Genomic DNA, 13,985 nt, shown 5'->3' with positions numbered 1-13,985 from the left:
CCTTCAGGCGATGCGGGTACCGGCGGCATCGAAGTAAAGCGCATCGCGCGGTTGGATCGCGACAGTCTCTCCGCCCTTCAGGGGCGTATGCGGATCGGTCAGCGTGATGATGTCGTGCCCGTCGAGGGTCAGGTGCAGACGGGTCTGATCGCCCAGATGCTCGACCCGCACGACCTGCGAGGGTTTGCCCGCGCCATGTTCGATATGTTCGGGCCGGAGCCCGATCGTGGCGGCTCCAGAGGGGGCGCCGCCGAACATTTCCGCAGGCAGCGTGTTGATCCGAGGCAGGCCGAGGCGGCTGGCGACATAAAGGCTGACCGGGTTCTCGTAGATCTCGCGCGGGGTGCCGAATTGTACCAGCCGCCCGTTGTCCAGAACGCCGATCTGGGTGGCCATCGTCATCGCCTCAATCTGGTCGTGGGTGACATAGAGCAGCGTCGCGCCCAGGTCCGCCTGGATGCGCTTGAGCTCGATCCGAAGATCGCTGCGCAGCTTGGCGTCGAGCGAGCTGAGCGGCTCGTCCATCAGGTAGACCTGCGGATCGCGCACCAGCGCACGGCCGATCGAGACGCGCTGCATCTCGCCGCCCGAAAGCGCGGTGGCCTTGTTGTCGAGCTTGTGCGGGATGCGCAGGACCTCGGCGATCTCGGTGACCTTTCGCGCAATCTCGTCCTCGGGGGTCCTGAGGATCGGGGATTTTAAGGGAAAGGCGAGATTTTCCCGGACCGTGAGATGCGGATAGAGCGAGTATTGCTGGAAGACCATCGCCACGTCGCGCTGCGCCGGGGTGAGGTTGGTCACGAGCTGGCCGCCGATGCGGATATCGCCTGCATCGGCCTTTTCAAGGCCCGAAATTAGGCGCAGGGTGGTGGTCTTACCCGCGCCAGTGGGGCCGAGCAGGACGACGAAGGAGCCGTCGGCCACGGTCATGGTCAGATCTTCGACGCCGATCTCGCGGCCGAAGCGTTTGCTCACGCCGGTCAGCTGCACCTCAGCCATGGGCAAGCACTCCCTCGTTGAGGTCCGAGCGCAGTGCGCGCCCGCTTTGCCGATCAAAAAGGGTGATGGTCGCCGGATTGAAGCCGAGGCCGACGCGCTCGCCGACGCGCGCGGGCTGGCCCGACGGGGTGCGCGCTTTGATTTGTCCATCGGGCGTGTCCAGCGTCACGATCTGCGTGGTGCCCAGATATTCAGTCGCCAGCACCTCGCCGCGATAGTCCGAGCTATCGGTCAGCTCCACATGTTCGGGGCGCACGCCGAAGACGAGATCGCCATCCTTGGGCTCGCGCAGTTGCGGCATGCCAAAGCGGTGGCCCGAGAGCGTGACTTCCGTTGCGCCTGCCTCGAGAGACCCGTGAAAGCGTAGGAAATTCATCGGCGGCGAGCCGATGAACTCAGCGACGAACATTGTGGCGGGCTTGTCGTAGATGTCCTGCGGCGTGCCGAACTGCTCGATCACGCCGTGGTTCATTACCACGATCTTGTCGCCCATCTGCATCGCTTCGAGCTGGTCGTGGGTCACGTAAACAGTCGTCGCCCCCATTCGGTCATGCAGCGCGCGCAGCTCTTCGGCCATATGTTCGCGAAATTCGGCGTCAAGCGCGCCGAGCGGCTCGTCCATCATGAAGGCCTTTGGATCGCGCACGATGGCGCGGCCCAGGGCAACCCGCTGCCGATCCCCGCCCGAGAGCCCGCCGACAGGGCGGTTCAGGATATCCTCGATCCCCAGGATCCGCGCGACCTCGGCAACCTTCTCCTTGACGCGGGCCTTGGGCATACCCTGACTGATGAGGGGGTAGGACATGTTCTTGCGCACATTCATATGCGGATAGAGAGCGAACATCTGGAACACGAAGGCGATGTCGCGCTCACTCGCTGGTTTGCGGCCCACCTCTTCGCCGTCAATATAGATCTCGCCCGAGGTCGGCAGCTCGAGCCCCGCGATCATCCGCAGCGTCGTCGTCTTACCGCAGCCCGAGGGACCGAGCAGCATGAAGAATTCCCCATCCTCGATGGTGAAGGAGGAGGCTTTGACGGCGTTGAAATCGCCGAAATCCTTGCGCAGGTCCTTTATGACGATCTCAGCCATGCTCTAGTCCGGGAAATGGCTGACGATCAGGAACATCACGGTTCCGGTCAGGATGACGATGAAGGAATAGGTATAGGCCCAGAGAAAAAAGGGCTGCATCAGCATTACGACGCCCACGGCGATGAGGATTGAGGCCAGCATCTCCCACGGGCCGCGCACGAAAATTCGCGCGGCGGGATGGACGGGGCGGTCCGCCTTCTTCTGAGCCTCTGTCAGGCTGCGATCGGGATCGAAGGGAGAGGTCATGCCGGATCCTTCATCTTGTTCTAAATATGCAAGTCGACGGTTGTCATTTGCGCACCGCCCCGAAGGTGATGCCGCGAAGGAGATGCTTGCGCAGGAAGATGGTGAAGATCATGACCGGCAGCAGGAACAGCGTGGCGCCCGCGGCCACGGCGGGCCAGTCCTGGCCGCCGACGCCGATGATCGTAGGGATGAAGGGCGGCGCGGTCTGGGCTGTGCCTGATGTCAGCAGGACTGCGAAGGCATATTCGTTCCAGGCGAAGATCAGGCAGAAGATCGCGGTCGAGGCGATGCCCGTGGCCGCCTGTGGAAGCACGACTTTGTAGAAGGCCTGAAAGCGCGTGTAGCCGTCGATCAGGGCCGCTTCCTCGTATTCGCGCGGGATCTCGTCGATGAAGCCTTTCAGCAGCCAGACGGCGAGGCTGATATTGACCGCCGTATAGAGCAGGATCATCCCCAGATGGGTGTCCGATAGGCCAAGCTGGCGGAACATCAGGAAGATCGGAATCGCGACCGCAATGGGCGGCATCATCCGGGTGGAGAGGATGAAAAAGAGCAGATCATCGGCGAGCGGAACCCGGAAGCGGCTGAACGCATAGGCGGCTAGCGTGCCCAGAAAGACGCTCAGGAAAGTCGAGCCGAAGCCGATGATGACGGAGTTCAGGAACCGCTCGCCGTAGCGGGAGGGGCCTGCGATCACCATGCCCCGGTCTCGCACGATCTCTTCGTACCAGGTTTCGGGCGGGGGAAGGGCGGCCAGCGCCTCGTCCCCGATCCGGGTGCGGGTCGTGAAGAGGTTTACGTAGCCTTCGAGCGAAGGTTCGAAGAGGACCTTTGGCGGATAGCTGATCGCATCGGCAGGCGTCTTGAAGCCGGTGGCCACGATCCAGATGAGCGGCAGGAGGGTGATGATCGCGTAGGTGACGACGAGCACGCCGGCGATCCATTTATGGCGGGCAGGCGGTTCGGTGATCGAGTAGCTGCTCATCTCTCTTTCACCTTGTTCAGCGCTTTGACGTAGATCGAGGCCAGCCCGAACACCGTCACGAAAAGGATGATCGCATAGGCCGAGGCGTAGCCCGTTCGCCATTTCTCGAAGGCTTCGCGTTTGAGGTTGATCGAGGTCAGCTCGGTCACCGATCCCGGGCCACCGCCGGTCAGCTGCACGACTAGATCGAACATCTTGAAGTTCTCGATCCCGCGGAAAAGAACGGCCAACATCAGGAAGGGCAAGACCATCGGGACCGTGATCGTCCAGAACTGGCGCCACTTGCTGGCGCGGTCGATCTCGGCCGCCTCGTAAATGTAGTCGGGGATCGATCTGAGCCCGGCGAGACAGATCAGCATGACGAAGGGCGTCCACATCCATGTGTCGACGATGACGATGGACCATGGGGCCAGATTGACTGAGCCGATCATCTCGAAGCTTGAAGCGGGAATGCCGGTGAAGAACTCTACGATATAGTTAAAAAGCCCGATCTGCGGCTGGTAGAGGAAGGTCCAGAAGTTGCCGACCACGGCGGGCGAGAGCATCATCGGCAGGACGATGATCGTGGTCCATAAATCGTTGCCCTTGAACTTCTTGTTGATCAGATAGGCCAGAGTGAAGCCGATGAGGACCTGAAGGACGATCGTCCAGATCAGGAAATGCGCCGTCGCCTGCATCGTCAGCCAGATGTCGCTGTCCGTCAGGATCCGCTCGTAATTCCTCAGGCCCACCCACTCGACCTCGCGGTTCGGTCGGTTGGCGCGGAAATTGGTGAAGCTCAGCCGGATCGTCCAGATCAGAGGGAAGATATTCACCGCCAGAAGCAGAAAGATCGTCGGCGCAACGAAAATCCAAGCGATGGCCCGATCGCTGAGCCCACGGACCCGGCGGGCGACCGACGGCGGTGTGGCCCGGGCGGCGCGATCTATCGGGGTTTCGGTCATCTCGGGATCCGTTTGTCGAAGGGCAAGAGCTGCCCCGGGCTTGACCCGGGGCCTCTTCGTTCAAGTCATGTCAGGCGGCGAAGGGGGAGAGGCCCCGGATCAGGTCCGGGGCGCCTCCGGTCTGTGCGATCAGAGCTTGCCTTCATCCTCGAAGGTTTCGGTCCAATCCTCGATCAGCTTGTCGAGCGCCTCCTGCGCGGTGCCCTGATCGGCCACGATGTAGTCGTGCAGCCGCTTTTGCATCGCCAGAAGCAGCTCGGCATAGGCCGGTTCCTGCCAGAAGTCCTGAACGCTCTCCATCGCGACGAGGAAATCGGCGGCGAAGGGCGCGCTATCGACAAAGGTGTCGCTGCCAAGGACCGCGTTATGGGCCGAGTAACCGCCCAGATCCCACCATTGCTGCTGGATCTCAGGCTGCGCGAACCACTTGATGTATTCGAGCGCCGCCTCCTGCTTGTCGGAATAGGCGACGACCGAAATCCCTTGACCGCCGAGTGTCGAGGCCGGCTGGTTCTGCGGCGGATTGACGAAGAAGCCGATCTTGTCGCCGCCCACATCGGGATCGGCATAAAGGCCCGGGAAGAAGGCGAACCAGTTCATCGCCATCGCGACCTGACCGGATTTGAACGCGTCCAGCCCTTGCTCCATATAGCTGTCGGTATAGCCCGGCGGTGTCGCGGTTTGGTAGAAGGTCTTGTAGAATTCCAGCGCTTCGACTGCCTCGGGCGAGTTCACCGCGCCCTCCATATCGTAGGTGCCCGGCTCGTTCTCGTATTTGAACCCCCAGGCATAAAGCGCGCCGGTCGCGCCCATCGTGATCCCTTCGGAGCCACGCTCGGTAAAGATCGCGGCGCCATATCGGGTCTGCCCGTCGATCTCGCGGCCTTGGAAGAACTGGGCGATCTGGAGCATCTCCTGCTGGCTTTCAGGCTCGCGCAGGTCCTGGCCGGTCGCCTCCTTGTAGGCGGCCATGATGTCCGGATCTTCGAACCAGTCGCGGCGATAGAACCAGCCGTTGGCGTCGCCCATCGCGGGCAGGGCGTAATAGTTCTCGGATCCCTTGGGCCAGGTCGAATAGGCATAGACGGTCGCGGGCGCGAAATCGTCCATCGAGATCCCTTCGGAATTGAAGAAATCGTTCAGCTTGACGTAATGGCCGCTCTCGGCGCCGCCGCCGATCCACTGGCTGTCGCCGATCAGCAGATCGCAAAGCTGGCCGCCGGAGTTAAGCTCGTTGAGCATGCGGTCCGCGAAGTTGGGCCAGGGGACGAATTCGAAGTTCATCGTATGACCTGACGTCTCCTCGAACTGTTTGGAGAGCTCGACCAGAGCGTTGGCCGGATCCCATGCCGCCCAGCACAGCGTCAGGTCCTCTGCTGCGGCTCCGCTGGCCGCGGTTGTGGCGAGCGCGGTGGCCGCCATCAGTCTTGTGGATAATTTCATTGTAACTCCTCCCTGGTGTCACGGCCCGGGTCCAACCATGCCTCCTCGCATGTGCCAGCCCGGATTGATCAGATCGTATTTGAGCGGTGTCCCTTCCGTAAAGACATTTTTTGAGGAACGTACCTCATTTTTATCGGCGAGGAAATAACAGTTTCAAACTTTCCTTCTACGCCAGGTGCTTACGCTCATAAGGCGAGGTTGACCCACGCGCCATTTCGCTTCGAGGAGCGCACGCAGGCATCGACGAAAGCGACACCTTCGAGCCCCTCGGCAATGCCAGGAAAGACCACATCCGCATCCAGCTTTGTTCCCGATTGCCGCGCTCGAAGCGCGGCAGCGGCCTCGGAATAGAGGTTGGCGAAGCCTTCGAGATAGCCCTCGGGATGGCCTGCAGGAATTCGCGTAACCCGGCCCGCTGCTGCGCCCGTTCCGGCACCGGCGCGGGTCAAAAGCCGCACCGGCTCTCCGAAGGGGGCGTGCCGCAGGACATTCGGCGTCTCCTGCGCCCATTCGAGCCCGCCTGTCTCGCCGTAGACCCGAAGCCGAAGCGCGTTTTCGTTGCCGGGCGCCACCTGCGAGCACCAGAGCATGCCGCGTGCGCCGCCCTCGTAACGAAGCATGACATGGGCATTGTCGTCGAGCTGCCGGCCCGAGACGAAGCTTTGCAGATCGGCGGCGAGCGCTTCGAGCTTCAGGCCTGTCACGAAGCCTGCCAGGTTGAAGGCATGGGTGCCGATATCCCCGGTCGATCCGCCTGCGCCCGATCGGGCGGGATCGGTGCGCCAGGAGGCCTGCTTCTGGCCGGTTTCCTCGGTCGCTTCGGTCAGCCAGTCCTGCGGATATTCCACTTGCACGACCCGAACCGCCCCGATCTCACCCGCCGCGACCATCTCGCGGGCCTGCCGGACCATCGGATAGCCGGTGTAGTTGTGGGTCAGAACGAAGAGCGCATCCGAAGCCTCTGCCGTCTTGGCGAGCTTCTTGGCGTCGGGCAGGGTGGATGTCAGCGGCTTGTCGCAGATCACATGGATGCCGCGCTTGAGGAACTCGCGCGCCACGGCCGCGTGCATGTGATTGGGCGTGACGATGGCCACAGCCTCGATCCCGCTTTTCAGCCGCGCCTCGCGCTTGGCCATCTCCGCGAAATCGCCATAGACCCTGTCTTTGTTCAGACCCAGATCGGCGCCCGAAGCGCGCGATTTCTCCTCGGTCGACGAAAAGCATCCAGCCACCAACTCGAACTGATCGTCGATCCGGCTGGCAATCCGGTGCACGCCGCCGATAAACGCATCGCGCCCGCCTCCCACCATCCCAAGTCTGATCCGATCCGCGCCCTGTCGTTCCATAACCTATTCCTTCATCTGGCCAAAAGTACTCCGGGGGTCCGGGGGCTGGCCCCCGGTCCCGTCCGATCAATCTAGGCCCAGCATTCGCCGGTTGGCCGCGTCATCGGTGTTCGCGCCCGCGAAATCGTCAAAGGCCGTCTCTGTCACGCGGATGATATGGTCGCGCACGAAGGCTGCGCCTTCCCGCGCGCCGTCCTCGGGATGTTTGAGCGCGCATTCCCATTCGACCACGGCCCAGCCCTCGAAATCGTATTGCGCCAGTTTCGAGAAGACGGCGCCGAAATCCACGTGACCGTCCCCCAGTGACCGGAAGCGGCCCGCGCGGTCGACCCAGGATTGGTAGCCGCCATAGACGCCTTGCCTGCCGGTGGGGTTCAGTTCGGCATCCTTGACGTGAAACATGCCGATCCGCTCGTGGTAGATGTCGATATTGTCGAGATAATCGAGCGCCTGCAGCACGTAGTGGGACGGATCGTAGAGCATCTTCGCGCGGGCATGATTGTCCACGCGCTCGAGGAACATTTCGTAGCTGACACCGTCATGCAGATCCTCTCCGGGATGGATCTCGTAGCAGATATCGACGCCGTGCTCCTCGGCATGATCGAGGATCGGGCGCCAGCGCGTCGCCAGCTCGTCGAAGGCCATCTCGACCAGACCGGCGGGGCGCTGCGGCCACGGATAGACGTAGGGCCAGGCGAGCGCGCCGGAGAAGGTCGCATGGGCCGTGATCCCCAGATTGCGGGAGGCGGTGATCGCCTTCTTGACCTGATCGACGGCCCATTCCTGCCGGGCCTTGGGATTGCCGCGCACAGTCTCGGCGGCGAAGCCATCGAAGGCCATGTCATAGGCTGGATGGGCGGCGACAAGCTGCCCCTGCAAATGGGTGGACAGCTCCGTTACGGTCAGGCCCGCTTCGGCGGAGACGCCTTTGAATTCGTCGCAATAGTCCTTGGACGACGCGGCTTTCTCCAGATCGAAGAGCCGCCCGTCCCAGCTGGGCACCTGCACCCCGGCATAGCCGCACTCGGCGGCCCATTTGGTGATCGCCTCCCAGCTGTTGAACGGCGCCTCGTCGCCTGCGAATTGCGCCAAAAACAGCGCCGGCCCTTGCATGGTCTTCATTTCCGTCCTCCCTTGCGCCCTGTTCTCAGGGCAAATTCTCCCGGATCACAATGTCGATCCGGATCGTCTCCTGTGCTTCGAAAATCTCGGTTCCGTCGCATTTGGCGCGCAGCACGCGCAGGGCGCTGCGCACAAGATGTCCGACATTCTGGGCGATGACCGCATCGATATGGCCCTCGATCAGACCCGTTCGGGTCAATGGCGTCAGGTCATGGGCGATCATCACAAGATCTTTGGCCCGGCCAGAGGCGCGGATGGCCTCGATCAGCGGATCGCCGGTCGTGCCCATCGAATAGATGCCTGCGAGCTTCGGATGGGCGGCGATCGCGGCGGTGACGACGGTGCGGATGCGGGCGGGATCATCATGGGTTTCGATGGTGGGCAGAACGGAAAGGGTCGGGAAACCCTCGGACAGGACAGCGTCGAAGCCGAGCCGCCGTTCGATGCTGTCGCGTGCCAGCATGGAGGGGGTGACGACCAGGATATCGGCTTTGGCATCACTCAGGAACCGGCCCATCAGCGTGCCCGCGGTCCGGCCCGCCTTCAGGCTGTTGATCCCGACGAAATGGTCGCGATCCGAGTTGGGCAGGTCCGAGACGAAGGCGACGACGGCAATCCCCTTTGCCTTGAGACGGGCGATGGCATCGCGCAGTTGCGGTGTCTCAGGGGCCATGACGGCGAGGCCGTCGACGGTTTCAGGATCAAGCCGGTCGAGCACACCCGCGATACCGTGGGCGTCGCCGGTCGGGATGACAACATGGCGGGCTGTGATGCGGTCGGCCTGCTGCGCTTCGGTGGCTTCCGAAAGAGCGTTGGAGAGAGCCTTGACAAAAGGATCATCGCTGCCGGGCAGAGCGAAGACAAAGCGGTACTGTCGCTGGCGTGCCAAATTGGCTGCATGGGTGTCGCGCACATAGCCCAGCTTGTGGACGGCGGCTTTGACCCGCGTGACCGTCTGATCGCGGACCCCGGAGCGTGCGTTGAGCACCCGGTCGACGGTGGCCAGGCTGACCCCGGCTTCCTTGGCGATATCGTGAACCGTGGGCTTCGTCACATCGTCCTCCCAGACAGGGGAACGGTAGGCGACGGATCTGAGGTACGTCAATCATCTGGCGTTAGAGTGCGATGACTGGCGCCTGACGGGTGGATGTCGTAAGCGCGCCAGAATGGATTATCCTGCGCTTAGATTGAAACCGAAGGTCGATCCCCGTCCGCTGCGTCGGGGTTTCCCGTGGGTCTATGGCTCGGATCTTGTGATGGACCGGCGCGCGAAGGGACGGGTCCCGGGATCGCTTGCCGTGCTGGAGGACGGAGACCGCAAGCCCATCGGGCTGGTCGCGGTCAATCCGCAAAGCAAGATCACCGCGCGGCTGCTGGACCGCGATCCAGAGGCTGTGGTGGATCGAGTTTGGCTTGTCGCTCGGTTGGAGCGGTCGCTGTCTTTGCGGCGTCATCTTTACGACGCGCCCTATTACCGCTTGGTTCATGCGGAGGCGGATGGTCTGCCCGGTGTCGTGATCGACCGGTTTGGCGCGCTTTGCGTGGTGCAGCCCAATGCAGCCTGGGCCGAGGTGCTGATCGAGGAGTTGGCGCAAGCCGTCATGGATGTGACGGGCTGCGCGACCGTGTTGAAGAACGCGAGCGGGCGGGCAAGGAGCCTCGAAGGGCTTGACGATGTCTCGGGCGCCTTGATTGGCGAGACGCCCACTGGTCCCGTACCGGTTCCGATGAATGACGCAACCTATCTGGCGGATCTTGTCGGCGGGCAGAAGACCGGGATCTTCTACGATCAGCGTCCGAACCATGCTTTCGTCGCCGGTCTTTGCGATGGGGCGCGGGTGCTGGACGTCTTCTCACATGTCGGCGGCTTTGCCCTGGCGGCACTCGCGGCGGGCGCGCAGGAGGCTTTGGCGGTGGACGGATCAGCCCCGGCGCTGGAGCTGGCCGCTGGTGGGGCCAAGGCAATGGGGGTGCAGGACCGGTTCGCGACGCGGCAGGGCGATGCGTTCGAAATGCTCGCCGCATTGGATAAGGACGGTGAGCGGTTCGATGTGGTTATTTGCGATCCGCCTGCTTTTGCGCCTGCAAAACCTGCACTGGATGCGGGGTTAAGGGCGTATGAGAAAGTCGCGCGTCTGGCCGCTCCGCTGGTGAGGGAGGGCGGATATCTTTGCCTGTGTTCCTGCTCCCATGCCGTCGATCTGACGGCGTTCCGGACCGCTTCAATCCGGGGGGTCGGGCGGGCGCGGCGATCTTCGGCTTTGATCCATACCGGGTTTGCCGGGCCGGATCATCCGGTGCATCCGCAGCTTGCGGCGACGGGATATCTCAAGGCGCTGGTCTTTCGTCTGTGAAGGTTCTTCTTGATGCCTGCGTTCTTTATCCGACGGTCATGCGGGAGGTGCTGCTCGGGATCGCGGCGGAGGGGCTTTATCAGCCGTTCTGGTCGGCGCGGATCCTCGAGGAATGGGCACGTGCCGCCGAGCGGGAGGGGCTGGAGGCTCGGGCGGAGATCGCGATCCTGCGGGACCGCTGGTCCGGAGCAGAGCTGCCACCGGCACCGGGGCTCGAGGCGCGGTTATGGTTGCCGGATGAGAACGATATCCACGTTCTGGCGGTGGCAGTGGGCGGATCGGTCGATGCGATCATGACGATGAACGCTAAGGATTTTCCGCGCGGAACACTCGGAGAAGAGGGTCTGATGCGGATCGATCCGGATGGGTTCCTGCTACGGATGCTGGATGAGGACGAGGCCGCTGCGCACCGCGCCGCCGCGCGCGTTCTGGCACAGGCGCGGCGGCTCTCTGGAGAGCCGTGGGAGATGCGCGCGCTGATGAAGAAGGCGCGGCTCCCTCGGTTTGGCAAAGCGTTGGCGGCAGCTTAGGCCGGGAGCCATTTGGCCTCGTTGGCCTCGATCGCGGCGATCCGCTCATCGGTCTTGGGATGGCTGAGAAGCCAGGCGGGCATCGCGCCGCGGACGCCCATCAGGGTCTCGAGCTTGCGGAAGAGAGATTTCTGCGGCCCCGTTCCAAGGCCCGATTTCATCAGGAGTGCCGAGGCATAGGCATCCGCCTCGTATTCGTCCGAGCGGGAGAGGCGTGCGGCCAGCAAGGCGGTGATCGCGTTGGCGATCCACGGACCGATAAAGGGAATGAAGCGGCCGATCACCATGACGAGGACGGCACGCAGCGCGTTTTGGCCGGAAAAGTCGATCATCCGGCGGCGGGAATGGCCCAAGGCGACATGGCCGAGTTCATGTGCGATGACCGACGCCATCTCCTCGGCCGTGACCTCTCCGTTGCGGTATTTGCGGAAGAAGCCTCGGGTGATGAAGATCCGCCCGTCGGGTGCGGCCAGGCCGTTGACGGGATCGATTTCGTAGATGTGGACGCGGATGCGGGGCAGATCGAGCGCGTCAGCCATCCGGTCGGTGAGGCGGGAGAGCACCGGATCGGCAAGCTCGGTCGAGCGCTGATCCAGCTCGCGCTGAGTGCGCCAGACAGAAAAGCGGTACATCGCAAGGCCGTAGGCGACGACAAGCAGGATCGGCAGGATCTTTATCATGCGTGAAATATGGGGGCGGATCCGGAGAAGGAAAAGGGGAACTTCGCCGCAGCATCCCGGCTTGGCCTTTGGACCACGGCAGGAGCAAGCGAGATGCAGACATTCGGTACAGCGATCCTCGATGCGGCGGTGATGGTTGCGGTTCTTGTCATTCTGACGCGGCTGGCCGGGCTGAGATCATTTTCGAAGATGTCTGGCTTCGATTTCGCGATCACTGTCGCGATGGGATCGGTGCTGGCCAGTGTCGTCGTCTCGGGCTCGACGGGGATTTGGGCGGGAACGTCGGCGCTCATCGCGCTTTTTGCGGTGCAGTGGGTTGTTGCACGGGCGCGGGTGACCTCTGAGCGGGTGCGCAAGACCCTGGATAACGCGCCGCTTTTGATCATGGACGGCGATACCATGCTTGAGGAGAACATGCGGACCGCCGAGATTAGCCGCGGCGATCTGCTTGCGAAGTTGAGGGAGGCCAACGTCACCCAGCTGGCCCAGGTGCGTGCGGTCGTGTTCGAGCAGACAGGAGATGTCAGCGTTCTTCACCGCTCGGACGGAGATCTTGATGAGGTTCTTCTGGAGGGTGTCAGGCGGGAAGTGTGACCCTACGGCAATAGTTCAAATTGTTGGAACTTTTGCGGGAACGGCAATGTCTTCTTCTGGTTGAGCCAGCAACCGGGCGGAGAAGATCCGGCGGCGATGAGGTGAGTGAGCATGGCAAATTCAGAGAAGACAGCAGAATTCCTGGCCACGTTGAATGCGGCCTATCCTGTTTGCGAGAGCAAGAGCATTGATATCGAGCGGCTTCTGATCCGGCTCGCGGCAAGAGAGAAATGTCGCGAAAAGAGAGCGGAAGCGGCCTAGACCGCGTTTGCAGGCGCCCTGTCAACGACCCAAAAGGCGCATTCCGCGGTCAAGCCCTTCGAGGGTCATGGGCACCATGCGGTCCGCTCCGAAGATCTGCTGAACCATTCCGATGGACGGGGTGTAGGGCCAATAGCGCTCCTCGAGCGGATTGATCCAGAGGCTTCCGGACCATTGGTCGCGGGCCCGTTCCAGCCAGACCTGACCGGATTCCGCATTCCAGTGTTCGCTCGCTCCGCCGGGCATAGCGATTTCGTAAGGTGACATCGAAGCGTCGCCGACGAAGATGCATTTGTAGTCGGGGCCATAGGTTCGCAGGATCTCGTGCGTAGAGGTCTGGTCGTTCCAGCGGCGGCGATTGTCACGCCAGACGCCTTCGTAAAGACAGTTGTGAAAGTAGAAATGTTCGAAATGCTTGAACTCGGCCTTAGCGGCGGAAAAGAGCTCTGACGCGACCTTGGCATGGGGGTCCATCGAGCCGCCGATATCCACGAAAAGCAAGACTTTGACCGCGTTGCGGCGTTCGGGACGGGTCTGGACGTCAAGGTAGCCATGCTCGGCCGTGGCGCGGATGGTGCCGTTGAGATCAAGCTCCTCGTTCGCGCCGTCCCGCGCCCAGCGGCGCAGGCGTTTGAGTGCGACCTTGATGTTGCGGGTGCCCAGTTCGACCGTGTCGTCGAGATTGCGGAACTCGCGCTTGTCCCAGACCTTCACGGCGCGCTGGTGGCGGCTTTCCTTCTGGCCGATGCGCACGCCTTCGGGATTGTAGCCGTAGGCGCCGAAGGGCGACGTCCCGGCGGTGCCGATCCATTTGGAGCCGCCCTGATGGCGGCCCTCCTGCTCTTTCAGGCGCTCCTTGAGTGTCTCCATCAGCTTGTCGAATCCGCCGAGCGCCTCGATCTCGGCTTTCTCGGCATCGGTGAGGTGCTTTTCGGCCATCTTCTCGAGCCAGTCGGCTGGCAGATCGACCGCGGTCAGGACCTGATCGACGCTGATCTGCGACAGACCCTCGAAGGCAGAGGCGAAGGCGCGGTCGAACTTGTCGATATTGCGCTCGTCCTTCACGAGGCAGGTGCGGGCGAGGTAGTAGAACGCGTCGATATCGTAGGTCGCGAGGTTCTTCGACATCGCCTCGAGAAAGGTCAGATGCTCGCGCAGGGAGACGGGAACCCCCGTCTCGCGCAAGGTCTGAAAGAAGGGCAGGAACATCAGGTCAGGCTGCGCTCGACGATGATCAGCACGAAGAGGCCCACGAGGCCGATGATGATGGCGTAGACGCAAGCATATTGGATAATATCGGCCCGTTTTCCGCCGCGACGGGCTGCGACAGCTCCGCCGATCAGGGCTCCGAGGACAAGACCCGTGAGGGGAAAGATCATGGCACTGACTTT

General features: G+C 62.5%; 15 protein-coding genes. 3 read left to right on the top strand and 12 right to left on the bottom strand.

Annotated features, from left to right (window positions below; translation table 11 throughout):
- Window positions 1–3 precede the first annotated feature (3 nt).
- The 9 genes from AAD018_RS08850 to AAD018_RS08810 all read right to left on the bottom strand — a co-directional run bounded on the left by AAD018_RS08850 (window position 4) and on the right by AAD018_RS08810 (window position 9,229).
- Complete coding sequence (locus AAD018_RS08850) at window positions 4–999, bottom strand: ABC transporter ATP-binding protein (protein ID WP_367315137.1); 996 nt, start codon at window positions 997–999, stop codon at window positions 4–6.
- Entirely contained in the window at window positions 992–2,089 is a 1,098-nt protein-coding gene (locus AAD018_RS08845) for an ABC transporter ATP-binding protein (RefSeq protein WP_367315136.1), read from the bottom strand. Before AAD018_RS08845 ends, AAD018_RS08850 begins: the two co-directional genes overlap by 8 nt.
- A gap of 3 nt (window positions 2,090–2,092) precedes the next feature.
- Window positions 2,093–2,335, bottom strand: coding sequence for a hypothetical protein (locus tag AAD018_RS08840; RefSeq protein ID WP_367315135.1), 243 nt, complete (start codon window positions 2,333–2,335; stop codon window positions 2,093–2,095).
- A gap of 43 nt (window positions 2,336–2,378) precedes the next feature.
- Window positions 2,379–3,320, bottom strand: coding sequence for a carbohydrate ABC transporter permease (locus tag AAD018_RS08835; RefSeq protein WP_367315134.1), 942 nt, complete (start codon window positions 3,318–3,320; stop codon window positions 2,379–2,381).
- The gene (locus AAD018_RS08830) at window positions 3,317–4,264 is read right to left on the bottom strand and encodes a carbohydrate ABC transporter permease (protein ID WP_367315133.1); all 948 of its coding nucleotides are present in this window, start codon (window positions 4,262–4,264) and stop codon (window positions 3,317–3,319) included. The genes AAD018_RS08835 and AAD018_RS08830 overlap by 4 nt, the downstream gene beginning before the upstream one ends.
- Window positions 4,265–4,393: 129 nt before the next feature.
- Complete coding sequence (locus tag AAD018_RS08825; RefSeq protein ID WP_367315132.1) at window positions 4,394–5,707, bottom strand: extracellular solute-binding protein; 1,314 nt, start codon at window positions 5,705–5,707, stop codon at window positions 4,394–4,396.
- 185 nt (window positions 5,708–5,892) lie between these two features.
- The gene (locus AAD018_RS08820; protein WP_367315131.1) at window positions 5,893–7,053 is read right to left on the bottom strand and encodes a Gfo/Idh/MocA family protein; all 1,161 of its coding nucleotides are present in this window, start codon (window positions 7,051–7,053) and stop codon (window positions 5,893–5,895) included.
- A 66-nt stretch (window positions 7,054–7,119) separates the two neighbouring features.
- On the bottom strand, window positions 7,120–8,175 hold the full coding sequence (locus AAD018_RS08815) for a sugar phosphate isomerase/epimerase family protein (RefSeq protein ID WP_367315130.1): 1,056 nt from the start codon (window positions 8,173–8,175) through the stop codon (window positions 7,120–7,122).
- A gap of 25 nt (window positions 8,176–8,200) precedes the next feature.
- Window positions 8,201–9,229: a LacI family DNA-binding transcriptional regulator gene (locus tag AAD018_RS08810; RefSeq protein ID WP_367315129.1), complete on the bottom strand. Its 1,029-nt coding sequence runs from the start codon at window positions 9,227–9,229 to the stop codon at window positions 8,201–8,203.
- 112 nt (window positions 9,230–9,341) lie between these two features.
- On the opposite strand from AAD018_RS08810, the gene AAD018_RS08805 reads away from it, so the two are divergent.
- Together AAD018_RS08805 and AAD018_RS08800 are read left to right on the top strand one after the other, a co-directional pair.
- A complete protein-coding gene (locus AAD018_RS08805; protein ID WP_367315128.1) occupies window positions 9,342–10,529 on the top strand; it encodes an RSP_2647 family RNA methyltransferase in 1,188 nt (395 codons plus the stop codon).
- On the top strand, window positions 10,526–11,059 hold the full coding sequence (locus tag AAD018_RS08800) for an RSP_2648 family PIN domain-containing protein (RefSeq protein WP_367315127.1): 534 nt from the start codon (window positions 10,526–10,528) through the stop codon (window positions 11,057–11,059). Before AAD018_RS08805 ends, AAD018_RS08800 begins: the two co-directional genes overlap by 4 nt.
- Here AAD018_RS08800 and AAD018_RS08795 read toward each other — a convergent pair.
- Window positions 11,056–11,739 carry a M48 family metallopeptidase gene (locus AAD018_RS08795; protein ID WP_367315126.1) on the bottom strand — a complete coding sequence of 228 codons (684 nt, stop codon included), beginning with the start codon at window positions 11,737–11,739 and terminating at the stop codon, window positions 11,056–11,058. The genes AAD018_RS08800 and AAD018_RS08795 overlap by 4 nt on opposite strands.
- 93 nt (window positions 11,740–11,832) lie before the next feature.
- On the opposite strand from AAD018_RS08795, the gene AAD018_RS08790 reads away from it, so the two are divergent.
- On the top strand, window positions 11,833–12,333 hold the full coding sequence (locus tag AAD018_RS08790) for a DUF421 domain-containing protein (protein ID WP_367315125.1): 501 nt from the start codon (window positions 11,833–11,835) through the stop codon (window positions 12,331–12,333).
- A 282-nt stretch (window positions 12,334–12,615) separates the two neighbouring features.
- Here the strand turns inward: AAD018_RS08790 and AAD018_RS08785 are convergent, their stop codons facing one another.
- Complete coding sequence (locus AAD018_RS08785; protein WP_367315124.1) at window positions 12,616–13,803, bottom strand: vWA domain-containing protein; 1,188 nt, start codon at window positions 13,801–13,803, stop codon at window positions 12,616–12,618.
- The gene (locus tag AAD018_RS08780; protein WP_367315123.1) at window positions 13,803–13,973 is read right to left on the bottom strand and encodes a hypothetical protein; all 171 of its coding nucleotides are present in this window, start codon (window positions 13,971–13,973) and stop codon (window positions 13,803–13,805) included. The genes AAD018_RS08785 and AAD018_RS08780 overlap by 1 nt, the downstream gene beginning before the upstream one ends.
- Between the last annotated feature and the right edge of the window lie 12 nt (window positions 13,974–13,985).

This window comes from Aestuariibius insulae, assembly GCF_040783535.2.
In the GTDB taxonomy this organism is placed as follows: Bacteria; Pseudomonadota; Alphaproteobacteria; order Rhodobacterales; family Rhodobacteraceae; genus Aestuariibius; species Aestuariibius insulae.
This window is presented reverse-complemented; position numbering and strand designations above follow the sequence as displayed.

Bases quoted from the DNA above. Each gene is read 5' to 3' on its own strand.
- AAD018_RS08850 (WP_367315137.1), bottom strand. From the start codon at position 999: ATGGCTGAGGTGCAGCTGACCGGCGTGAGCAAACGCTTCGGCCGCGAG.
- AAD018_RS08845 (WP_367315136.1), bottom strand. From the start codon at position 2,089: ATGGCTGAGATCGTCATAAAGGACCTGCGCAAGGATTTCGGCGATTTC.
- AAD018_RS08840 (WP_367315135.1), bottom strand. From the start codon at position 2,335: ATGACCTCTCCCTTCGATCCCGATCGCAGCCTGACAGAGGCTCAGAAG.
- AAD018_RS08835 (WP_367315134.1), bottom strand. From the start codon at position 3,320: ATGAGCAGCTACTCGATCACCGAACCGCCTGCCCGCCATAAATGGATC.
- AAD018_RS08830 (WP_367315133.1), bottom strand. From the start codon at position 4,264: ATGACCGAAACCCCGATAGATCGCGCCGCCCGGGCCACACCGCCGTCG.
- AAD018_RS08825 (WP_367315132.1), bottom strand. From the start codon at position 5,707: ATGAAATTATCCACAAGACTGATGGCGGCCACCGCGCTCGCCACAACC.
- AAD018_RS08820 (WP_367315131.1), bottom strand. From the start codon at position 7,053: ATGGAACGACAGGGCGCGGATCGGATCAGACTTGGGATGGTGGGAGGC.
- AAD018_RS08815 (WP_367315130.1), bottom strand. From the start codon at position 8,175: ATGAAGACCATGCAAGGGCCGGCGCTGTTTTTGGCGCAATTCGCAGGC.
- AAD018_RS08805 (WP_367315128.1), top strand. From the start codon at position 9,342: ATGGATTATCCTGCGCTTAGATTGAAACCGAAGGTCGATCCCCGTCCG.
- AAD018_RS08795 (WP_367315126.1), bottom strand. From the start codon at position 11,739: ATGATAAAGATCCTGCCGATCCTGCTTGTCGTCGCCTACGGCCTTGCG.
- AAD018_RS08790 (WP_367315125.1), top strand. From the start codon at position 11,833: ATGCAGACATTCGGTACAGCGATCCTCGATGCGGCGGTGATGGTTGCG.
- AAD018_RS08785 (WP_367315124.1), bottom strand. From the start codon at position 13,803: ATGTTCCTGCCCTTCTTTCAGACCTTGCGCGAGACGGGGGTTCCCGTC.
- AAD018_RS08780 (WP_367315123.1), bottom strand. From the start codon at position 13,973: ATGATCTTTCCCCTCACGGGTCTTGTCCTCGGAGCCCTGATCGGCGGA.